17 protein-coding genes are annotated in these 21,387 nt (G+C 40.9%); 11 read left to right on the top strand and 6 right to left on the bottom strand.

The genetic code is table 11. From position 1 onward, the window contains the following. Window positions 1-76 precede the first annotated feature (76 nt). Window positions 77-832 carry an SDR family NAD(P)-dependent oxidoreductase gene (locus tag CSB87_RS05040; RefSeq protein ID WP_002048543.1) on the top strand — a complete coding sequence of 252 codons (756 nt, stop codon included), beginning with the start codon at window positions 77-79 and terminating at the stop codon, window positions 830-832. A gap of 108 nt (window positions 833-940) precedes the next feature. Here the strand turns inward: CSB87_RS05040 and CSB87_RS05035 are convergent, their stop codons facing one another. After that, window positions 941-1,558 (bottom strand): TetR/AcrR family transcriptional regulator, encoded by a 618-nt coding sequence (locus CSB87_RS05035; protein WP_031953155.1) that lies wholly within the window; start codon window positions 1,556-1,558, stop codon window positions 941-943. A 79-nt stretch (window positions 1,559-1,637) separates the two neighbouring features. Here CSB87_RS05035 and adeD point away from each other — a divergent pair, with 79 nt between their 5' ends. Both adeD and adeE read left to right on the top strand, forming a co-directional pair. Then, window positions 1,638-2,762 carry a multidrug efflux RND transporter periplasmic adaptor subunit AdeD gene (gene adeD / locus CSB87_RS05030; RefSeq protein ID WP_031953153.1) on the top strand — a complete coding sequence of 375 codons (1,125 nt, stop codon included), beginning with the start codon at window positions 1,638-1,640 and terminating at the stop codon, window positions 2,760-2,762. 9 nt (window positions 2,763-2,771) lie between these two features. Beyond that, window positions 2,772-5,894: a multidrug efflux RND transporter permease subunit AdeE gene (gene adeE, locus CSB87_RS05025; protein WP_106105044.1), complete on the top strand. Its 3,123-nt coding sequence runs from the start codon at window positions 2,772-2,774 to the stop codon at window positions 5,892-5,894. Window positions 5,895-5,963: 69 nt separating this feature from the next. On the opposite strand, the gene CSB87_RS05020 is transcribed toward adeE, so the two are convergent. Both CSB87_RS05020 and CSB87_RS05015 read right to left on the bottom strand, forming a co-directional pair. Then, window positions 5,964-6,569, bottom strand: a complete 606-nt coding sequence (locus tag CSB87_RS05020; protein ID WP_002048541.1) for a nitroreductase family protein — start codon at window positions 6,567-6,569, stop codon at window positions 5,964-5,966. Window positions 6,570-6,606: 37 nt separating this feature from the next. Further along, a complete protein-coding gene (locus CSB87_RS05015; protein WP_031953149.1) occupies window positions 6,607-7,389 on the bottom strand; it encodes an SDR family NAD(P)-dependent oxidoreductase in 783 nt (260 codons plus the stop codon). A gap of 122 nt (window positions 7,390-7,511) precedes the next feature. Between CSB87_RS05015 and CSB87_RS05010 the strand changes: the two genes are divergently transcribed. Next, complete coding sequence (locus CSB87_RS05010) at window positions 7,512-8,078, top strand: TetR/AcrR family transcriptional regulator (RefSeq protein ID WP_031953146.1); 567 nt, start codon at window positions 7,512-7,514, stop codon at window positions 8,076-8,078. On the opposite strand, the gene CSB87_RS05005 is transcribed toward CSB87_RS05010, so the two are convergent. Continuing rightward, a complete protein-coding gene (locus tag CSB87_RS05005; protein WP_031953143.1) occupies window positions 8,075-9,232 on the bottom strand; it encodes a glycerate kinase in 1,158 nt (385 codons plus the stop codon). The two genes, CSB87_RS05010 and CSB87_RS05005, sit on opposite strands and share 4 nt — an antisense overlap. A 395-nt stretch (window positions 9,233-9,627) precedes the next feature. Between CSB87_RS05005 and CSB87_RS05000 the strand changes: the two genes are divergently transcribed. The 5 genes from CSB87_RS05000 to epmA all read left to right on the top strand — a co-directional run bounded on the left by CSB87_RS05000 (window position 9,628) and on the right by epmA (window position 15,560). After that, the gene (locus CSB87_RS05000; RefSeq protein WP_031953141.1) at window positions 9,628-12,036 is read left to right on the top strand and encodes an FdhF/YdeP family oxidoreductase; all 2,409 of its coding nucleotides are present in this window, start codon (window positions 9,628-9,630) and stop codon (window positions 12,034-12,036) included. Between the two features lie 78 nt (window positions 12,037-12,114). After that, a complete protein-coding gene (gene fdhD / locus CSB87_RS04995; protein WP_031953139.1) occupies window positions 12,115-12,906 on the top strand; it encodes a formate dehydrogenase accessory sulfurtransferase FdhD in 792 nt (263 codons plus the stop codon). 119 nt (window positions 12,907-13,025) lie between these two features. Next, window positions 13,026-13,418: a YkvA family protein gene (locus CSB87_RS04990; RefSeq protein WP_002048592.1), complete on the top strand. Its 393-nt coding sequence runs from the start codon at window positions 13,026-13,028 to the stop codon at window positions 13,416-13,418. A gap of 103 nt (window positions 13,419-13,521) precedes the next feature. After that, window positions 13,522-14,589, top strand: coding sequence for a 4-phosphoerythronate dehydrogenase (locus CSB87_RS04985; protein WP_031953137.1), 1,068 nt, complete (start codon window positions 13,522-13,524; stop codon window positions 14,587-14,589). After that, window positions 14,586-15,560, top strand: a complete 975-nt coding sequence (epmA, locus tag CSB87_RS04980; RefSeq protein WP_022575240.1) for an EF-P lysine aminoacylase EpmA — start codon at window positions 14,586-14,588, stop codon at window positions 15,558-15,560. The genes CSB87_RS04985 and epmA overlap by 4 nt, the downstream gene beginning before the upstream one ends. A 57-nt stretch (window positions 15,561-15,617) precedes the next feature. Here epmA and CSB87_RS04975 read toward each other — a convergent pair whose 3' ends face one another. Both CSB87_RS04975 and radA read right to left on the bottom strand, forming a co-directional pair. Then, window positions 15,618-16,604: a Tim44 domain-containing protein gene (locus tag CSB87_RS04975; protein ID WP_002048497.1), complete on the bottom strand. Its 987-nt coding sequence runs from the start codon at window positions 16,602-16,604 to the stop codon at window positions 15,618-15,620. Between the two features lie 82 nt (window positions 16,605-16,686). Then, window positions 16,687-18,075 (bottom strand): DNA repair protein RadA, encoded by a 1,389-nt coding sequence (gene radA / locus CSB87_RS04970; protein WP_004707421.1) that lies wholly within the window; start codon window positions 18,073-18,075, stop codon window positions 16,687-16,689. A 175-nt stretch (window positions 18,076-18,250) separates the two neighbouring features. On the opposite strand from radA, the gene CSB87_RS04965 reads away from it, so the two are divergent. Together CSB87_RS04965 and CSB87_RS04960 are read left to right on the top strand one after the other, a co-directional pair. After that, the gene (locus tag CSB87_RS04965) at window positions 18,251-19,669 is read left to right on the top strand and encodes an amino acid permease (protein ID WP_002048578.1); all 1,419 of its coding nucleotides are present in this window, start codon (window positions 18,251-18,253) and stop codon (window positions 19,667-19,669) included. 299 nt (window positions 19,670-19,968) lie between these two features. Further along, window positions 19,969-21,375 carry an amino acid permease gene (locus CSB87_RS04960; RefSeq protein ID WP_031953136.1) on the top strand — a complete coding sequence of 469 codons (1,407 nt, stop codon included), beginning with the start codon at window positions 19,969-19,971 and terminating at the stop codon, window positions 21,373-21,375. Window positions 21,376-21,387: the final 12 nt, after the last annotated feature.

The raw sequence follows: 21,387 nt of genomic DNA, 5'->3' as shown, positions 1-21,387 counted from the left end.
ATTTTGGTCTGTTACCAAGATGAAAATAATTTATTTAAATTCAATTAAATTAAATAGTTTGTGAGAGGAATAAGTTATGAACACGACTTCATCACATGATTTAGAACGTAAAATTGCATTTGTACAAGGTGGTTCACGTGGTATAGGTGCGGCTATTGTCACTAAATTGGCTGAACACGGAGCAACAGTAGCCTTTACTTATGCAAACTCAGATCAGGCAGCTAACCGTTTGGTAGATGATCTTAAAGCGAATGGCTTAAAAGTGATGGGAATTAAAGCTGATAGTGGTTCACCAGAACAGGTTATTCACGCCATTCATAAAGTTGCAGATGAGTTCGGTCGAATTGATATCTTAGTGAATAATGTTGGTATTTTTGTGATGAACAAAATACAAGATGTGACATTAGAAGAAATAGAAAAGATCATGGCCGTAAATATTAAAAGCGTGATTGTAGCCTGCCATGAGGTTGTTAAATATATGCCTGATTATGGGCGTATTATTAATATAGGAAGTATCAATGCTGAACGTGTGCCTACAGCTGGATTAACTTTATATGCTATGACTAAATCTGCGGTGAATGGCTTAACCAAAGGTATGGCTCGAGATTTGGGTGAACGATTTATTACCGTAAATAATATTCAACCGGGACCTGTCGATACTGATATGAATCCGGCAGAAGGCGAAATGGCAAATTCACTTTTAGACCTTATGGCGATTAAACGTTATGGTAATAGAAATGAAATTGCAGATTTAGTTTTATGGCTCTGTAGCGAGCATGCGGGATATATCACTGGTTCAAATATTAATATTGATGGCGGTTATGGTATTTAGGTGAGCATGTGGTTTAGATTGATATGGTCAATATTGTTTAGCATGTTTTAGTTATGAGCCTATTTTAAAAAGCCCCGTTGGATAGGGGCTTTTATCATTTTTTTGCAGTTATTCTTTATACTGCCATGCTTTTAAAAACATAGTACAGGTTTCTTTATTGAGTTTTTTTAATTCTTCTGGTGTTGGCACTGCACCTCCTAGAAGCGTTGCCGGATAGGCATATCCCATCACTGCGCCCAAAAAGGCTTTAGCTGCTTCGTCGGGATGTTCAACTTGAATCACGCCAGCATTGTGCGCGGTTTCAAGAATATGACTTAAAGACCTTTTAATATTACCTTGAGTACGGGTCTGAATTTTAGGAAGAATTTCTTTCATTTCAACTAAAGCAATAATCAGTAATCGTTGCAGGCGAATTACATCAATATTATAAAAATGATTTTGCACGGCTTGCCCAATGTCCAACAATCGCTGATCCAGTCGCTTATTGTTGACCTCATGTTGCTCAATAAAAGGGGCTTCCATTTCTGTTTTTAAATGATCAAAAACTTCGATTAGCAGTGCAGTCTTCGTTGGGAAATGGTTGTATAAAGTTTGTCTATTGGTGCCTGCTTTCGTGGCGATTGCCTCTAAACGAACTTCTAAACCATGTTCAAGAAAGAGTTCACGTGCTGCTGCCACAATAGTCGGGCGGATTCGAGAGGGACGTCCTGGAGATTTTTTTAACATATTGAGGTTTTCTTGCACATCTTATTTATTTACTTTACAGTAAAGTAAATAAATTGTCCATAAGTCTGGGGTTCCAGATATGCCAAAAGTTCGTTTTCTTTGTCGTAATACTTTGTATTTATTGCCTTTGATTGTTTTTCTAAATGGATGTGATTCTGATAAGCCTATTGTTAAAAATAATCAAAAGGTCGGCATTATCACTATAAAAAAAGAGACTATTGAATCTTCTTACCAGTTAGCTGGGAGAACAGTGGCCTCTGAAATTTCTCAGGTGCGGCCACAAGTAAATGGAGTAGTTGTCGAGCAATTATTTAAAGAAGGCTCTCAGGTAAGTAAGGGACAGCCTCTTTATAAAATTGATTCATCACTCTATCGCGATAGCGTTGATGAGGCTGCGGGTAACCTTGCACTTGCTAAAGCGACAGTGAATTCAACTCGTCTGCAAGCTGAGCGTTATAAGGAATTAATTAAGGTAAATGGCATTAGTCAGCAAGAACTTGATAATGCGTTAAGTGCCTATGAACAGGCAAAAGCCACCGTTGCTGTAAATGAAGCAGTATTAAAAACAGCGCGAACTAATTTGCGTTATACACAAGTTACTGCGCCTATTTCAGGGCGGATAGGGCGCTCTTCGATTACACGCGGAGCTTTAGTGACTTCTGCACAAACAGATCCTTTAGCAACCATTCAAAAACTTGACCCGATGTATGTCGATTTAACTCAGTCGAGTGATGAATATATGGCGCTACGTAAACAGCTCACTGAAAATGGAATAAAACCAACTGAACTTTCAGTACGTTTACAGCTCGAAAATGGCACCACTTATTCGCAACAAGGAACTTTTAAGTTCAGTGATATTGCAGTAGATGAAGCAACTGGAAGTATCATGTTGCGTGCAGCATTTTCAAATCCAAATCATGGTTTATTGCCGGGAATGTATGTACGTGCAGAGCTTGGAACGGGTACGCGATCTAACAGCATTTTAATTCCCCAAGGAGCACTTTTTAGAGATGCAGATGGAAATGCGCTTGTATGGGTGGTTGGAAAAGATAATAAAGCTGAACAACGAAAAATTACGCTAGGAAATGCAATTGATAACCGTTGGTTAGTGAAATCGGGCTTGAACGAAGGAGATCAAGTCATTGTTGATGGCCTGCAAGGTTTAAGTGCCGGTATGGCGATTGAACCTACTCCAATGACCTGAGGATGCACTATGTTGTCGAGTTTTTTTATTGCACGGCCTATTTTTGCTTGGGTTCTTTCTATTTGTATTATGGCCTTAGGTACCATTTCTATTTTGACCTTACCCATTGAACAATATCCAGATATTGCACCACCAGGTGTAAACGTCACTGCAAATTATCCCGGGGCATCTGCCAAAACTGTTGAAGATAGTGTAACCCAGATTTTGGAACAGCAAATTAAGGGCATTGATGGGTTACTTTATTTTTCATCGAGTAGCAGCTCCGCTGGCCAGGCACGTATAAGCTTAAGTTTTAATCAAAAAACAAATCCGGATACCGCTCAAGTTCAGGTCCAAAATGCAGTCAATCAGGCGCTTAGCCGACTACCGCAAGAAGTGCAGCAGCAAGGTATAACCGTGACAAAGTCACAAGGCGATAGTCTATTGGTTTTTGCACTTTACGATGAAAGTAATACAAGAACTTCTGTCGATATATCCGACTACATGGTGAGCACACTTCAAGACCCGCTAAGTCGCGTCGATGGCGTAGGTGAAATCACAGTATTTGGTGCTCAATATGCAATGCGCATATGGCTCGATCCACATAAACTAAATAGCTATGGCCTTATGCCTTCAGATGTCAGAACTGCAATTGAAGCTCAAAATGCACAAATTACAGCAGGTGAGTTGGGGGCATTACCAACTCGTGAGAGACAGGCTTTAAATGCAACCGTAACAGCATTATCCCGTCTACAGACTGTAAATCAATTTGAAAATATTATTTTACGGACTCAAACAAACGGAGCTGTAGTTTTACTTAAAGATGTAGCTCGTGTAGAGCGCGGTGCAGAAAATTATCAAACCTCTACACGTTTGAATGGAAAGCCAGCTTCGGGTATGTCTATTCAACTTGCTTCGGGCGCCAATGCTTTAGAAACTGCTGAAAGAGTAAAAGCTGAGGTCACGCGTTTAACCGGTTCTATGCCATCAGGGTTAAAAGTTGCATATCCACGTGACAGTACTCCATTTGTTGAAGCATCTGTAAAAGGAGTGATTAAAACTTTAGCTGAGGCAATTGTTCTAGTCATTATTGTCATGTTCTTATTTTTACAGAGCTGGCGCGCGACTTTAATTCCAGCTATTGCGGTTCCGGTCGTATTGTTAGGAACCTTTGGTGTACTCAGTATATTGGGTTATAGCATTAATACGCTGACTTTATTTGCGATGGTACTTGCAATTGGTTTACTAGTAGATGATGCAATTGTCGTTGTAGAAAATGTAGAGCGGGTTATGCATGAGCAACATATTGATGCCCGGCAAGCTACCCTAATTTCAATGAAAGAAATATCGGGTGCGTTGGTCGGTATTGCGATGGTACTTGCTGCGGTATTTTTACCTATGGCTTTTTTTGGTGGTTCTGTCGGCATTATCTATCGCCAATTTTCGGTAACACTCGTATCGGCTATGGTGCTTTCAGCCATTGTTGCTTTAACCCTTTCACCTGCGTTATGTGCAACCTTACTTAAACCTGCAAATGAAAAACAGAAGCAGAGAAAATTCTTTAGTTGGTTCAATCGTAAAGTCGAACAAGGGCAGTCAAGCTATCGTACAAAGCTGCTCGCTGTTTTAGATAAGCCCAAAATATTTATGATCATATTCTTAGGTATTACAGCTTTGTTAGGCTGGCAATATACGCGAATGAATACTGGGTTTTTACCACAAGAAGACCAAGGCTCAGTTATGGTCCAGTTTAGTACACCAGTAGGCACAACACTCGCTGAAACAGAACGGGTGGGTAACTTGATAGCAGATTATTTCCTGACGAAAGAAAAGGATAATCTCAATGTGATTTTCATGGTGATGGGTAGAAATAACGCGGGCAGTGGGCAAAATGTGGGAATGGCATTTGCTGGACTCAAACATTGGGATGATCGAGAAGGGAGTGAAAACACAGCAGAAGCAGTGATTGCTCGGGCAAACTCATATTTTAAGTCGCTGCGTAACGCACGTGTTCAGGTACTTTCACCAGCCGCAGTAAGGGGGCTTGGGCAATCAAGTGGTTTTGAGCTTTGGTTACAAGATGCTGAAAATAAAGGACGTGATGCTTTAGATGCTTTACTGGCGTCACAAAATAATGTGTTAAAAGCAGCAAGTGCTGATTCTGACTTAGCAGCAGTCCGTCTAAATAGTTTAGAAGATAAAGCTCAGTTACAAGTCGATATCGATCAAAGAAAAGCCAGTGCACTTGGTTTGGCTCAAACAGATATCAGTAATACGCTATCTTCGGCATGGGGTGGATCTTATATTAATGATTTCATCGATCAGGGACGTGTTAAGCGAGTTTATATGCAAGGAGACGCGATTTATCGTTCCTTACCTCAAGATATTGGGCAATGGTATGTTCGCGGTGCTACAGGTCAGATGACACCATTTTCTAGTTTCTCTTCTGTAAAATGGCAAATGGGACCACAAATGCTGCAACGCTTTAATGGTCTTTCAGCTGTACAAATACAAGGCTCTGCGGCAACTGGTGAAAGTTCTGGTGGGGCTATGGATAAGATGCAGGAGTTAGTTGATCAACAACAAGGCTTTAACCTTCAGTGGAGCGGGTTGTCTTATCAAGAGAAGTTAGCTGGCGGTCAAACCATTTGGTTATATTTAGCATCCATTATCTTTATCTTTTTGTGTTTAGCAGCACTTTATGAAAGTTGGTCCATTCCTGTTTCTGTCATGCTAGTGATTCCTTTAGGTCTGATTGGAGCTGTGGTGGCTGCAAGTCTGGCTGGTTTTGTGAATGATATTTACTTTCAGGTAGCTATGCTTACTACCATTGGACTTTCTGCCAAAAATGCTATTTTGATTGTTGAGTTCGCGGCAGCCAAGTTAGAGGCAGGTCAAGCATTAATGGAAGCGATTATTGAAGAAGCAGGTCAGCGATTACGTCCCATTATTATGACATCTCTGGCATTTGTTGCGGGCGTTCTTCCCTTGGCTGTATCTACAGGAGCAGGAGCTGTTAGCCGTAAAGAAATTGGTATAGCCGTAACGGGCGGTATGATTTCAGGAACCTTGCTTTCTATTTTCTTTGTGCCTTTATTCTTTCTTTTAGTTCGCCGTTTAACCAATAAGCTAAACGAAAAAAAGATGTCATAAAATAATGAAAGTCATTAAAAATTAGACCCTCACACTGTTTATAGTATGAGGGTCTAAAAGACTTATCACTTAGAATGTATTTTGAATAATGACTTCATCGAAAGGAAGTTTACCCACACGTGGATAAGGTTCAGAAGCTGACTTACCAACAGCAATCATTAAACACACCACATGGTCTTCAGGCAAGTTAACGAGTTTCGCCATTGCGTCAAAGTCAAAACCATCCATCGGGCAGCTATCTAAACCATGTTCTTGGGCAAGTAACATCAGAGTTTGAGCAAAAATCCCTGCACTACGCATAACTTCGTCACGTTGGGTTTGTGGGCGGTCACGGTAATACTGGTCAATCGCGCCAGCCATAATATTTTGAACTTCTGGAGTCGCACCATCCCATACACGTTTAGCATCAACTTCCCATGTATTTAATTTTGCACATAACACAATCAGTAAAGATGCTTCTGTAACTTGTGGTTGGTCCCAAGCAATAGCACGAATTTTTTGTCTTAACTCAGCATCTTCGACAACAACCGGACGCCAATGCTGCAAGTTAAAAGCACTGGGTGCATTTGCTAAAACTTCTTGTAATAACTGCTTTTTGTTATCTTCAGATAACTGAAAAGAAGGGTCGAAGCGTTTAATTGCACGGCGCTTACGGAGAGCATCAATAACATTCATAAGATTTTCCTACTTGAGAATTGGGTAGCTGTACTTGTTAGTTTGTATAACGTTGGGCTACTTCAGCCGAAGAAAAGTTTGGTAATAATGTCATACGTGATTTTTCAAAATTATTCCATTGATTTTCGTCTTTCAGCACAGGAATTGTAATTGTTTCTTTACGATCAAAGCCGATTAGAGCAGCATCCACCAAATCATTGACGTCCATTAATGGCGGAACTTGGCTTAAATCGATACCTGAACGTTCCCAAATTTCAGTTTTGGTTGCAGAAGGCAATACGGCTTGTACATGTACGCCATGATCTTTTAACTCTAAATGTAAGCCTTGGCTAAAAAAATGTATAAAGGACTTACTTGCACCATAAATGGTAGAACCAAATTCAGGAGACAACCCAACAACAGAACCTAAATTAATAATTGAGCCTTTACCTTTACGTACGAGTTGCTCGGAAACCGCATGAGACAAACGAACAACCGCCGTCATATTTAAAGTCATGAGTGTTTCAATTTCTTTAATATCTTGAGTTAAAAAATTTCCGCTAAGTGTAATACCTGCGTTATTTACCAAAATTTCAATATCAGCATCGTTTTTTAGAACATCTTCAATTTTGCTAATGTCTTGATCCTTTGATAAATCGGCCTGAATAAATTCGACCTGTATACCGTATTTTTCTTGAAGATTTTTCGAGATTTTGTCTAAGCGGTTGGTGTCTCGTGCAACCAAGATTAAGTGATAGCCACGTTGTGCAAAACGGTCTGCATAGACAGAACCAATGCCTGACGAAGCTCCTGTAATAAGTACTTTTGATTGAGCTGACATGTGATGTCTCCACGCTTTATTTTTTAGATGATGATCATAATCTAAAATAACTAATTTTTGATGTCAATCATAATCAATGTATAATTATGACCAGTAGGGTGAATAAAAGTGGGTGCGCCAACATGAAAGTCAGTAAAAGTCAGGTAAAAGAAAACCGAGATAAAATTGTTGAAAAGGCGACTCAACTGTTTCGTAGCAAAGGCTACGATGGAGTCGGCATTGCCGAATTAATGTCTAGCGCAGGCTTTACCCACGGCGGCTTTTATAAACATTTCAGTTCGAAAACAGACCTTGTCTCAATTACTGTTAAACATGGACTTGAGCAGGTTTTAAAAAGAATAGAAGGTTTAAACTTAACTCAATTTATTCAGCTTTATGTGTCCCGCACTCATCGAGATAATCGGGATTTGGGCTGCACACTAACGGCGTTATCTTGTGATGCTGCAAGACAACCTGACGAAGTAAAAGTCGAGTTTGAAGAGGGTATTGAGCAACTTATTCAGTTCATTATGAACGAGCGAGCCAAACAAGTTTCTTTAGAAGCGCCTGAGTTAAGAAAGCAAGCCATTAATATTCTTGCCCAGTCTGTAGGGGCAATTGCCTTATCTCGCGCATGCCCAGACCAATCTAACCTTAGCGATGAAATCTTAGAAAGCTGTAAAGAGAGCCTTTTAAAATTAGCCAATTAAGCTTTTTTATCTTTCCAGTTCATTTGGCTAAATTGAATTAATTTCGCAATATCTACGGTTCTTTCATAAATGAGTTCTGCTGCATGTTCGCAAGCTTGTTCTAATGTGATCGGGCCGTTTGCTAGCGAAAAAGCAGCGCTTACGCCGTGCTCATAAAGTGCTTGGTAGCCTTCGCCTAAAGTCCCAGCAATCACAATCACAGGTACGTTGTGAGCTTTAGCAATTTGGCTCACCCCAAAAACAGTTTTGCCACTTAAGGTTTGCTGGTCAAATTTACCTTCGCCTGTAATTACCCAATCTGCGTTAGCAATTTTATGTTCAAGTTGGTTTAGTTCAGCCACCACTTTAACGCCAGCTTTAAAGTCTGCATTTAAATAACTTTTGGCCGTAAAACCCAAGCCACCAGCAGCACCAGAACCTGCTTCATTTCGTTTGTCGAAACCTAAAAGCTCCGCTGAGACATCGGCAAAATGTGCAAGCGCTGCATCGAGTAACTGTACTTGAGCAGGGGAAGCCCCTTTTTGTGGGCCAAAAATATGTGATGCACCATTTGGGCCGCAAAGTGGATTGGTCACATCGGCAGCCAGTAAAAACCGTGTGTGCTGAATGCGTGAGTCGAAATGTGTTAAATCAATTTTGGATAGGTTGCTTAGAGCAAGTCCACCGGCGGGTAAGGCGTTTGGGTTAGTATCGAGTAAAACAGCACCCAAAGCACTGAGTAAACCTGTGCCGCCATCATTGGTGGCGCTGCCGCCCACAGTTAAAATAATCTCTTTTGCACCTGCATCTAAAGCATCTAAAATGAGCTGCCCTGTGCCAAAGGTTGTACTGTGGCAAGCATCACGCTCAGACGGTGGGACTAACTGTATGCCGCTTGCTTGAGCCATTTCAATGATGGCGATTTTTTGCTTTTCTAACCATCCCCATTTGGCTTGAACAGGCTGACCTAATGGCCCAACCACCGTTTTTTCACGCCATTGACCCTCACAGACTTCTAAAACAGCTTCAATGGTGCCTTCACCGCCGTCTGCCATCGGGCACAAAACAGTTTCGGCATCGGGAAAAACAGCTTGCCATCCTTTGGCAATGGCTTGAGCTACCTTCAAAGCAGATAAGCTGTCTTTAAATGAGTCAGGGGCAATCACAAGCTTCATAAACGTTCTAATACGGATAAATTTCTCATTGTTTTATACTGCTTAATACGAAAAAAACATAGATAAACACATGTAGGCGTCAATTTTTAAATACTTTCAATCTGATAAAAATGAAAATCAATAATGTTTTTATCTGTAAAAAATTGGATTATAAAATTTTTAAGTTATTGTTTTATAAATTTTTATATAAATAGTATGGTTGTTTTGAATGATTGTAATTGTAAACAATATGGCACATATTATAAGAAGGGTTGAGCCAGCTTTTAAAATAGCGGAAACCTATAAAAAGTAGACTCTACGAATAAGCTAAACAGCAGATTGTCTTGATATAACCATAATTTAAATTGTGATTTTATTGGATCTGTTGATTGTAAAAGAAATAAGAGGATGAAAAAGTGGATAATTCAGAAGAACAAAAGCATATACAGGAAAATAACGGTTTTGCGCGAATTGAGCCATATACTCATCCTGCTGGCGGGTGGGGCGCACTCCTTAGTGTCGCTCGAAACCTAAAGCGACAAGATATTTTAGGTAAAGGTTCAATTACCTTACTCAACATTAACCAGCCTACAGGTTTTGACTGTCCCGGTTGTGCATGGCCAGAAAAGAAAGATGCCCATGCCTTTAACTTCTGTGAAAATGGTGCCAAAGCAGTTGCTTTTGAAGCAACCAGTAAAACCGTTACTCCTGAATATTTCGTAGGCCATACGGTTAGTTGGCTATCAGAACAAAGTGACTTTTTTCTAGAGGACTTAGGCCGCTTAACAGACCCAGTTCGTTATGATGCTGCAATCGATAAATATGTTCCTATTTCATGGGATGATGCCTTTAAGCTCATTGCTCAACATTTACATGCGCTAGACCATCCAGACCAAGCGGCATTTTATACATCTGGCCGTGCCAGTAACGAAGCTGCATTTTTATATCAATTGTTTGTGAGAAGCTTTGGTACAAATAACTTTCCAGACTGTTCAAACATGTGCCATGAAACCACAAGTGTAGGCTTGCTCGACTCAATTGGTTTAGGAAAGGGCACCGTTACTTTAGAAGATTTTGATTTAGCCGATGCCATTTTTAGTTTTGGGCACAACCCGGGAACCAACCATCCACGTATGTTAGGTACTTTGCGTGAAGTGTCTAAACGCGGTGGCAACATTATTGCGATTAACCCGATTAAAGAGCGAGGCTTAGAGCGTTTCCAAGACCCGCAAGCACCGCTTGAAATGATGACCAACGGCAGTACGCCAATTAGCCGTTATTATTTCCAGCCTAAAATTGGTGGCGACTATGCACTGATGTTAGGAATGTTAAAGCACTTAAATGAATGGGATAAAAAAGCACTTGCTTCAGGTAAACCAAGCGTTTTTGACCGAAACTTTATTGCGGTGAATACCGTTGGTTTCGATGAGATGATTGCTGAGGTGGAAAGAACTGAGTGGGCAGATATTTATAAGCACTCAGGCCTGTCGCCTGAACATTTAGAAAAGCTCGCTAAACTCTTTTTAGAGTCAGAGCGCTCCATTTTCTGTTGGGGGATGGGGATTACCCAGCACCGACACGGAACTGCTAACGTACATATGCTAGCAAATTTATTGTTGGCCCGTGGTCAAATTGGTAGACCGGGTGCAGGGCTGTGTCCGGTTCGTGGGCATAGTAATGTGCAAGGCGACCGCACCATGGGTATTAATGAGCTACCTAGCCCTAAACTACTCGATAACATTGACCGTGTATTCGGTATTAAATCACCAAGAAAAAATGGATATGGCGTGGTCGAAACGATTAAAGCCATGGCTGAAGGCGAGATAAAAGTCTTTATTGGTTTAGGTGGAAATTTTGCAGTTGCAACTCCTGATACTCCATATACGCAAGAAGCGCTTAGAAAATGTGATTTAACCGTCCATGTCGCAACCAAGTTGAATCGTAGTCATTTGGTATGCGGTAAAGATGCACTTATTTTGCCATGTTTAGGCCGTACCGAAATAGACGAGCAGCTTCATGGCCCACAAGCCATTTCGGTTGAAGACTCCATGAGTAATGTTCACTTGTCGGCAGGACGTAATACGCCAATTTCTAAAAACATATTGTCTGAACCCGATATTGTGGCAAGAATGGCTGAAGCTGTTCTTCCAGACAGTCAGATTAAATGGAAATGGTACATCGAAAGCTATGACCGCATTCGTGACTCCATTGCCGATGTGTTTGATGAATTCCATGACTTTAATTTACGTGTTTATAAACCGGGCGGTTTCCACCTCGAGCATCCTGCTAATCAGCACATCTGGAATACCAAGAGTGGTAAAGCGCAATTTCTGATTACGCCACTTGAAGAAGTCTACGCGGATAAAGAAAACCAATACGCTGCTGCATATACCGAAAGTAAGGTGTATACCTTAATGACCACCCGTTCTCATGACCAATACAACACCACTTTATATGGTCTGGATGACCGTTACCGTGGGGTATTTGGTCAGCGCCGTGTGTTGTTTATGAACCAAGCCGATATTGATGAAGCAGGCTTTGAAGCAAATCAGTGGGTCGATATTGAAAGTGTTTTCTCGGATGGTGTGAAGCGCATTGTGCACAGTTTCCGTATTGTGCCCTACAACATTCCGCGAGGGAGCTTGGCGGCTTATTATCCGGAAACCAATCCTTTGGTGGCCTTAAGCAGTCATGACAAATATGCCAAGATTCCGGCTTCTAAAAGTGTTCCTGTGATTTTACATCCAGGGAATGCACCAGAGCACTTTAACTTGGCAACAGCAGTTGACCCTGAAGATGCCAATAAGAAAGTCAGCAGCCTCTAAGTGAACCTGTTTTTTAAAATGAAATCTAAGCAAATGGCGCTCTAAACAAGCGCCATTCTTGAAATAAAGGAAATAATTTTGACACCACATGCTTATGGGGTTGAAACATTACAAGTACAGCGGTTTAACAAAACCGAATCTGAAAATGTTTTAGATCATATTGTGCAAGAGTACCCAATTGCTTTGGTATATAACGGTATTTCACATGCGGTGATGATGGCAACACCGACCGATGTCGAATTATTTGCCAAAGGTTTTAGTCTCTCAGAAGGCATTTTGACCAGTTTAAAAGAGCTATATGTCCTTGATGTACATCAAAATGAATTAGGCATTACGGTTGAAATGACCATTTCATCGAGAGCATTTGCTGCATTAAAAGAGCATCGACGCATGATGGTTGGTCGTACAGGTTGTGGTTTATGTGGCATTGAAAGTTTGGAGCAGTTTCAGTTAGATGTTCCCAAAATTACAACGCATGCATCAAAGCTATGGCTTGAGCAAATTCCGAGTGCCATTTCCCATTTAAAAGCCCAGCAAGAAATTACCGCTTTAACGGGTGGTGCGCATGCCGCTGCTTGGGTGGTTGATGGTCAAATCGTTGCTTTATTTGAAGATGTTGGCCGCCATAATGCTTTAGACAAATTAATTGGTTATATAGCGCAAGAAAACTACGACACCAGTTTAGGTTTTGTGGTGATGACTAGTCGGGCAAGTTATGAACTGATACGAAAATGCGCTCAAATGAATATTAGCTTACTAGCTTCAATTTCAGCACCGACCAGTATGGCCATTCAGTTAGCCAAACAATCTGGCCTCACATTGGCAAGTTTTTGTAGGGGAGACCGGTTTGTTTTATATACGGAAATTTAAAATATATCGTTCAATATGATGGGCTTAAAACGAAGCTCATCTAACATCTCTGTTGCTTTTAAGCTAAGGATAGATTTTATAGATTATTATAAAACTCAAAAGGTTCAGAGTCTGTCCAAATGTCTTGGTTACAATCACTAAAAGAATGGGCAAAACGTCTAAAAAAACAAATTATTATGCTTTGGTTTGCCTCAAGGCATCCTCAAATGCCGTGGTTACCCAAAGTTATTGCGGTAGTGGCTGTGGCTTATGCTTTTAGTCCCATTGACCTAATTCCAGATTTTATTCCTATTTTAGGCTTTATTGATGATGCCATCATTTTACCGATACTCATTTGGCTAGCGCTTCGTTTTACGCCTCAACAAGTCATTTTAGATGCAGAACAACAAGCCAAAGAATGGTTAGATGAACATGAGAAAGGGCCACGAAATTATTTGGTTGCTGTACTGATTATTTTAATTTGGCTCACACTTGCCGTGATGGCTTACTTTTATTTTGGTGGTGGTTTGTAGTTGAACTGAGTCTTAAAACCTGTGCGAATTTAATACCCTTAACATTGTGCTTTGCTACAACTCAAAGGATAATAACGTTTTTATAAACTATGGGTTGCAGACCATGAAAATCGTCGCAGATGAAAATTTGGCGTTTACCGATTACTTTTTTTCAGAATTTGGCGATATTCAACACCATGCAGGACGCACCTTAACGCACGCAGATGTGAAAGATGCTGAAGCTTTATTGGTCCGCTCAGTTACTGCTGTAAATGAAAGTTTAATTCAAAACACTGCTTTAAAATATGTAGGTAGTGCCACAATCGGGACTGATCATTTAGATATTCAAGCCCTAGAAAAGCATAATATTACATGGGCCAATGCCGCAGGTTGTAATGCACAGGCAGTTGCTGAATATGTCATTACCGCTTTACTTCATTTAGATGCTAGCCTTTTAGAACAACAAGAAAAATTTACGCTAGGCATTGTGGGGCTTGGAAACGTGGGGAAACGTTTAGCTTATATGGCTCGGTTGCTTGGCTGGAACGTAATTGGCTTTGACCCATATGTAACGTTAGATTCAATTGAAAATGTGAACTTTAAAGCCCTATTACAACAAGCCAATGCTATTTCAATTCATGTGCCGCTTACGAAAAACGGTGAACATGCGACATATCATCTTTTCAACGAAGAAACTTTTGCAGCGCTTCAACCAGATACGATTTTAATTAATAGCGCTCGTGGTCCGGTTGTGAAAGAAGTTGCTTTAATCGAAGACATTCAACGTACCAAACGTAAAGTTGTACTTGATGTATTTGAACATGAGCCAGTGATATCAGATGAGCTTTTAAATATGTTGGCTTTGGCGACACCGCATATAGCAGGTTATAGCTTGGAAGGAAAAGCTCGTGGTACACAATTGATTTATGAAGCGTTTTGCCAAAAATTTGGCTACGACATTAATAAGCGTTTCGAAACGCAGTTGCCTGCATGTGAAGATTATTTTTCAGGACATGACTTAAAAGCAGTGTTAAAGCAAAAAATATCTCATATTTATGATATTGCTCAAGATGATGCCAATACTCGTGCCTGTGTTAAAGACGGCAAAGTAGAGCAAAAAGCATTTGATTTATTACGTAAGAATTACCCGCTGCGTCGTGAATGGGCAGCACACGGGGGACCGCAAGCATGAGTTTAAGTTATCAACCTACGTGTTCAATTGATGCTTTAAAGGCTCGTGCCAAGCTTTATACCCAAATTCGCCAGTTCTTTGCAGAACGTGGGGTCATGGAAGTTGAAACACCCGTAGTTTCACAAGCAGGCGTTACCGATGTGCATTTAGCCTCGGTTCAGGCGTTACGCCATATCAGTGGCAAATTACAGACTCAGTATTTACAGACTTCTCCTGAGTTTGCCATGAAACGTTTGCTAGCAAGTGGTAGCGGACCGATTTATCAAATATGCAAGGTTTTTCGTGACGATGAACACGGGCGTAAACACAACAGTGAATTTACCATGCTCGAATGGTATCGTCCGGGTTTAGACTTAAAAGCATTAATGCATGAAACAGCCGATTTATTGCAAACCTGTTTGCAGCATCGTTTTGGCGAAGTTCGTCCATTTATTTTGAGCTATAAGCATGCCTTTCAGGACCGTTTAGATATTAACCCGTTACAAGCAACTTTAAAGCAACTCAAAGATACTGCAAATCGTGTTGGTTTAAATCTTGATTTAGGTGACGACCGCTTAGCTTATATGGACTTGTTGTTTTCTCATTTTGTTGAGCCAAGTTTAGGTTTTGATGCACCTGTCTTTTTAACTGACTTTCCGCCAGAAATGGCATCTTTGGCGAAAGTGAAAGTAGATGAAGATGGGGAAGAGGTCGCAGCGCGTTTTGAGGTTTATATTGAAGGCTTAGAGCTTGCCAATGCTTACGATGAATTGCTTGATGCAGACGTGTTACGTTCACGCTTTGAAGCAGATAATGCAGAACGGGCTAAGCAAGGGCTTCATGTTATGCCATTAGATGAACACTTGTTAGCAGCTTTGCCTCATATGCCAGAATGTTCAGGAATTGCTTTAGGCATAGACCGTTTACTCATGGTTGCAACCGAACAACTTAAAATTGAAAAAGTCATCGCATTTCCAGCCGAAATTGCCTGAGGGCGAGCAAATAAAAAAGCCACATATTGTGGCTTTTTTATTTGGAGCTTATTTAAATTAAGCTTGTTGAATACCTGCAACAACCCAGTCTTGCTGAGAGCCAACAGGTTTTACAAAGTGCCAGATTTCTGTAAATGGCTGTGGCAAGCTATTTAAATCTTCACTTACTGTACCTGTAAAGCGTACGCTCACAATGTATTGACCATTTTCAGTCGCACTGTCTACAACCATTGCATTTAAGTTACTAAACTCGGCAACGTCCTGATCTTGATTCTCCATGATGTCGTTATACATAGAGTTATAAAGTTCAGGTGTTAAGTAGCGACGAATTTCTTCGATGTTACTTGCACTGTTGATTGACTGAATGTGGTTAAAACGCTGACGGGCAACACGTAAGAAAGAAGCAGGTTCGCTACCATCTGGTAACTGGTTGCCATTACTTGTTGTTGCACCACCAAACGGTGCTTGAGTTGCTGTACCACCACCAACAGACTGACCAAAAATATTGGTATTGTCGTTTGAGTTAGTTGGTGCAGCTGAACGGCCAAATGTGTTTTGACCGTTGCTGTTTGGAGCGTAAGGATTATTTGCTGCTAATTTTTTTTTCCCGCCCAATTTGCGGAATACAAAAAAGGCAACAGCAGCAGCAAGTAATACCCATAACCAGCCTGGGATACCACCTTTCTTCTCTTGTTGCTGTTGAGCTTGAACCGCTTGTTGCTCGTTATCTGGCTGGGTTACACGTTGTTCAGTTGATGTTGGTTTGTCATCAGCTAAAGCATGTGCTGCAACAGCACCTACGGCAGCACCAGCTACACCAGCTGCAACCATTGAACCAACACCCGGACCAGATCTTTGAGGTGCTGTAGCAGGTTGTTGAACTGGAGTCACTTGACGAGGTTGTTGATATGACTGGCTTGAAGTGGTAGAGCGTGCCATGCCGTGGCTTTTACCACCACCTGCACGTTTTGCTTCAGCAAGAGGAGAAATTGCCAAAGCAGCCATTAAAATACCGGTTATCAAGCCGCGCTGGTGTACTTCCATAGGAAATTCCTGTTTAAAATTAATTTGTAATTGTATTTATGCAGTCATTTACACTAAATTTCAACTATAAAAATATGTTTTTTTATGTCAATTCATCGCTGAGCTGCATCGCTTCGGTAAGGGCTTCATGTAAGCGTGCCACAGCAATTACTTGTACTCCTGGAATCGCTTTTTGTGGTGCGTTGCCTCTAGGTAAAATGACATATTTAAAGCCATGTTTTGCTGCTTCTTTTAAGCGCTCTTGTCCATTCGGTACAGGTCGGATTTCACCTGAAAGACCAACTTCACCAAAAACTGCAAGTTGCTGAGGCAATGCCTTGGTACGTAAACTTGATGCACACGCCAGTAAAACAGCCAAGTCAGAACCTGTTTCAGTAATTTTTAAACCACCGACAATATTGACATAAACGTCTTGCCCTGTAGTTTGTACACCCCCATGACGGTGCATTACAGCAAGCAGCATGTTTAAACGGTTTTGTTCAAGACCAAGAGCGACACGTCTAGGTTGTCCTTGAGCATCATCGACTAAAGCTTGAACTTCAACTAAAAGCGGGCGCGTTCCTTCACGGCTAATCATGACAATTGAACCGGGAATGGCTTCGTCATAACGACTTAAGAAAATAGCAGAAGGGTTAGCCACTTCACGTAAGCCTTTATCGGTCATGCCAAATACACCAAGTTCATTGACTGCACCAAAACGGTTTTTCACCGCACGAATCATACGATAGCGTGAGTCTGATTGGCCTTCAAAATAAAGCACACAGTCCACCATATGTTCTAAAACACGTGGGCCTGCCAGTGCACCTTCTTTGGTCACGTGACCAACAATAAATAACGCCGTGCCACTATTTTTTGCATAGCGGGTTAATAACGCAGCAGATTCACGAATTTGTGAAACCCCACCAGGTGCAGATTGAAGCGTTTCTGTGTAAAGCGTTTGAATCGAGTCCAAAATTGCTACCACAGGGCGTTCTTGCTCTAAAACTTCACAAATGCGTTCGACACAGGTTTCAGCCATGACTTTTAACTGGTCTGTAGGCAAGTCAAGGCGCTGGGCACGTAAGGCCACCTGAGACAATGATTCTTCACCCGTAATATAAAGCGCAGAACTTTTTGCACTTGCCATGTGGGTTGCTGTTTGTAAAAGAATGGTCGATTTACCAATACCCGGGTCACCACCAATCAGGACTACTGAGCCTGTGACCAAGCCACCGCCAAGTACGCGGTCAAACTCGCTAATACCTGTAGGTAAGCGGGTTTCATGAGAAACCGAGACTTTATTTAGTGTTGTTATATTGGCAACTTGGCCTGCGTAGCCCCCAATTTTAGGACGAGCGCGATGGGCTGTAGTAGGTTCGAGTTTAACTTCAGTCAGAGAATTCCATTCACCACACTCTGAACATTGACCAGCCCATTTAGGATGATCCGCACCACATTGTTCGCAACGGTAAACAGTTTTGACTTTGCTCATATTCGACTTCGGTTTGTTAACTTCATAATCAGTAAAAACAGAGTATAGCAAAACGACACCCTGAACGTAGGCAGAACCCGATCATTTTTCAAGGGCCTATTTTTCATGCGTTGTCTAAAAATATTGGAATGTATTTTGCTTTAGCTAAGGTGGGAAATTTTTAGGATATTTACCTATGTCTAATCTTCAGCATCATGATCATGCTGGCGACTTACAGCGAAAGCTGACCAATCGCCATTTACAATTGATCGCTATTGGAGGGGCCATTGGAACAGGCCTGTTTATGGGGTCGGGCAAAACTATTTCATTGGCGGGGCCATCAATTTTATTTATCTATTTAATTATTGGTACCATGATTTTCTTTCTTATGCGTGCTTTGGGAGAGGTTTTACTTTCAAACCTAAATTATAAGTCGTTTGTCGATATGGCTTATGACCTGATTGGGCCTTGGGCTGGCTTTTATGTCGGGTGGACCTATTGGGTAAGTTGGGTGCTTGTTGGAATGGCAGATTTAACTGCGGTGACGAGCTATTTGAGCTTTTGGCTCCCCAATGGAGTTAGTTTTAGCCCAATAGAACAGGCAATGATTAGTGCAGGCTGTGTTCTCTTTCTATTGATTTTAAACTTATTGACGGTTCGTTTATTTGGCGAAGTCGAATTTTGGTTTGCGATTATCAAAATTGTTGCCATTATTGCTCTAGTTCTTGCCGGCATCTATATGGTAGTGACCAAGTTCCAATCACCATCTGGCTCTGTTGCGGCTATTTCTAATATTTGGAATCATGGCGGTATGTTTCCTCATGGGGTAAATGGTTTCCTTGCCGGCTTCCAGATTGCGATCTTTGCTTTTATTGGGGTAGAACTGGTCGGAACCACAGCTGCTGAAACTAAAGACCCTCATAAACATTTGCCTAAAGCAATTAACGCAATTCCGATCCGCGTCATTTTATTCTATGTATTGGCATTAATGGTGGTGATGTCTGTAACGCCTTGGGATCAGGTAAAAGCAGACCGTAGTCCATTCGTTGAACTATTCTTAATGGCAGGTATTCCAACTGCTGCAATTATTATGAACCTAGTGGTGTTGTCATCGGTCATGTCATCGATGAACAGCGGTATTTTTTCAACTAGCCGAATGATGTATGGCTTATCGCGTGATGGTCAGGCACCTGAAACATTAGGTCAGTTGACTAAAAGCGCAGTTCCAGCAAATGGTTTAATTTTTTCCTGTGCCTGTATTATGGGTGGTGCTTTATTACAATATTTTGTGCCCAATACGATTGAAGCATTTACCTTGGCAACAACGTTATGCACCATTTTATTTTTAACGGTATGGATTTTGATTTTGGTGTGTTATATCCGCTACCGTAAGTTATCTCCTGAACTGCATGAAAAATCGAACTTTAAAATGCCGGGTGGGGTAGCGATGAGTTATGTCGTTATTGTTTTCTTCTTATTTACGATTGCGATTTTAAGCCTTGAAGCAGACACAGCTAAGTCGCTTATGGTCAGTCCAATTTGGTTCCTCGTTCTTGCAATTGGTTACTTTGGTTTTTATAAGTCAAAAATAAAACGTAATTTTGCCCAAGAATAAATAACTTAGAAGCAAAATATAAAAGGCAATCGATCTGATTGCCTTTTTTAATTGAAAAATCAAAGTGGTTCAAGTCTTAATTTTAGACTGGAAGGTGCGTTGTATTGCTATGTTCTTGTGCGTATTATCGGATTTAATTGTATGTATCTTGAAATTATCAGCCATACAGACAAAAATTGGTTAGCTGAAAAGTTGTCAAAAAATATACATTTAAAAGATACCTGCAAATGGTGCGATATCGTCTTTTTGATTTGAATTTAGCTAACGGACTAAAAAAATTACTGGAGTGTATTCATAAAATGTCGAATCAAAATCTGAGTGATCCTCATGAACAAGGTGAGCTCCATCGTAGTCTTTCCAATCGGCATTTACAGCTGATTGCAATTGGTGGTGCCATTGGTACTGGTTTATTCATGGGGTCAGGTAAAACAATTAGTCTTGCCGGCCCATCTATCTTATTCATTTATTTGATTATTGGTGTAATGGTGTTTTTTGTCATGCGTGCGCTTGGCGAATTACTCCTGTCAAATTTAACCTATAAATCGTTTATTGATTTCACCACAGATTTAATTGGCCCATGGGCAGGTTATTTTGTGGGATGGACCTATTGGTTGTGCTGGATCACGATTGGTATCGCCGATCTGTCTGCAATTATCTATTACTTACAATTTTTCAATAACGGCCAGCCTTTCTCACCAGTTGAAGGGGCAATGATTAGTGTGGCTGCTATTGTATTTATTATGGGTTTGAACCTGTTAACTGTACGCCTATTTGGTGAATTAGAGTTCTGGTTTGCACTTATTAAGATTCTTGCGATTATTATTTTAATTGCAGTGGGTCTATGGATGATCTTTACTGGCTTTACTTCTAGTACGGGCGAGGTGGCTTCATTTACTCACTTGTGGGCAAATGGCGGTTTCTTCCCAACAGGGGTGCATGGCTTCTTGGCTGGCTTCCAGATCGCGATCTTTGCTTTCGTGGGCGTAGAACTTGTTGGAACAACAGCTGCTGAAACCAAAGATCCTGAGCGTAACTTACCTAAAGCGATTAACTCAATTCCAGTTCGTATCATTATTTTCTACGTCTTGGCATTGCTTATCGTGATGTCGGTAACTCCGTGGAATAGAATTGATCCGGCGATCAGCCCATTTGTAAACTTGTTTAGCCAAGCTGGTATTGCGGCAGCAGCGATCTTGATGAACTTAGTAGTATTGTCATCAGTTATGTCTTCGATGAACAGCGGTGTATTCTCAACAAGCCGTATGTTGTTTGGTTTATCTCGTGAAGAACAAGGTCCAAAAGCTTTTGGTAAATTGAACAGACGTGCAGTACCTGCAAATGCATTGTATTTTTCTGCTGCATGTTTATTGTTAGGTGCGGCATTACAGTATTTTGTACCGAATACAGTTGAAGCATTCACTCTTGCAACAACGCTTTCAACTATTTTGTTCATTTGCGTGTGGTTACTAATTATCTGGAGTTATATCCGTTACTACACGACACGCCCTGAACTGCATGCCAAATCAACATTTAAATTGCCGGGCGGCCTATTTACCTGTTGGATCACGATTATTTTCTTTGTTGGCATGATTTATGTGCTGTCTTTAGAGCCAGATACTTTTAAAGCACTGAAAGTCAGCCCAATCTGGTTTGTTATCCTGATCATTGGTTATTTCTTCTTCTATAAACCACGTCATAAAAAGTAATGAAATTGATTT

This window comes from Acinetobacter sp. AR_0276, from assembly GCF_003000705.1.
GTDB lineage: Bacteria > Pseudomonadota > Gammaproteobacteria > Pseudomonadales > Moraxellaceae > Acinetobacter > Acinetobacter nosocomialis.
The sequence above is the reverse complement of the archived record's forward strand: the minus strand, read 5'-3'. Positions and strand labels throughout refer to the sequence as shown.

What these genes read in the sequence shown, in the direction of transcription:
- CSB87_RS04990 (WP_002048592.1), top strand. Translation starts at nt 13,026, where the DNA reads ATGTCTTGGTTACAATCACTAAAAGAATGGGCAAAACGTCTAAAAAAA.
- CSB87_RS05015 (WP_031953149.1), bottom strand. Translation starts at nt 7,389, where the DNA reads ATGTCAGCTCAATCAAAAGTACTTATTACAGGAGCTTCGTCAGGCATT.
- epmA (WP_022575240.1), top strand. Translation starts at nt 14,586, where the DNA reads ATGAGTTTAAGTTATCAACCTACGTGTTCAATTGATGCTTTAAAGGCT.
- CSB87_RS05010 (WP_031953146.1), top strand. Translation starts at nt 7,512, where the DNA reads ATGAAAGTCAGTAAAAGTCAGGTAAAAGAAAACCGAGATAAAATTGTT.
- CSB87_RS05035 (WP_031953155.1), bottom strand. Translation starts at nt 1,558, where the DNA reads ATGTTAAAAAAATCTCCAGGACGTCCCTCTCGAATCCGCCCGACTATT.
- adeE (WP_106105044.1), top strand. Translation starts at nt 2,772, where the DNA reads ATGTTGTCGAGTTTTTTTATTGCACGGCCTATTTTTGCTTGGGTTCTT.
- CSB87_RS04975 (WP_002048497.1), bottom strand. Translation starts at nt 16,604, where the DNA reads ATGGAAGTACACCAGCGCGGCTTGATAACCGGTATTTTAATGGCTGCT.
- radA (WP_004707421.1), bottom strand. Translation starts at nt 18,075, where the DNA reads ATGAGCAAAGTCAAAACTGTTTACCGTTGCGAACAATGTGGTGCGGAT.
- CSB87_RS05040 (WP_002048543.1), top strand. Translation starts at nt 77, where the DNA reads ATGAACACGACTTCATCACATGATTTAGAACGTAAAATTGCATTTGTA.
- CSB87_RS05005 (WP_031953143.1), bottom strand. Translation starts at nt 9,232, where the DNA reads ATGAAGCTTGTGATTGCCCCTGACTCATTTAAAGACAGCTTATCTGCT.
- adeD (WP_031953153.1), top strand. Translation starts at nt 1,638, where the DNA reads ATGCCAAAAGTTCGTTTTCTTTGTCGTAATACTTTGTATTTATTGCCT.
- CSB87_RS04985 (WP_031953137.1), top strand. Translation starts at nt 13,522, where the DNA reads ATGAAAATCGTCGCAGATGAAAATTTGGCGTTTACCGATTACTTTTTT.
- CSB87_RS04960 (WP_031953136.1), top strand. Translation starts at nt 19,969, where the DNA reads ATGTCGAATCAAAATCTGAGTGATCCTCATGAACAAGGTGAGCTCCAT.
- CSB87_RS05020 (WP_002048541.1), bottom strand. Translation starts at nt 6,569, where the DNA reads ATGAATGTTATTGATGCTCTCCGTAAGCGCCGTGCAATTAAACGCTTC.
- CSB87_RS04965 (WP_002048578.1), top strand. Translation starts at nt 18,251, where the DNA reads ATGTCTAATCTTCAGCATCATGATCATGCTGGCGACTTACAGCGAAAG.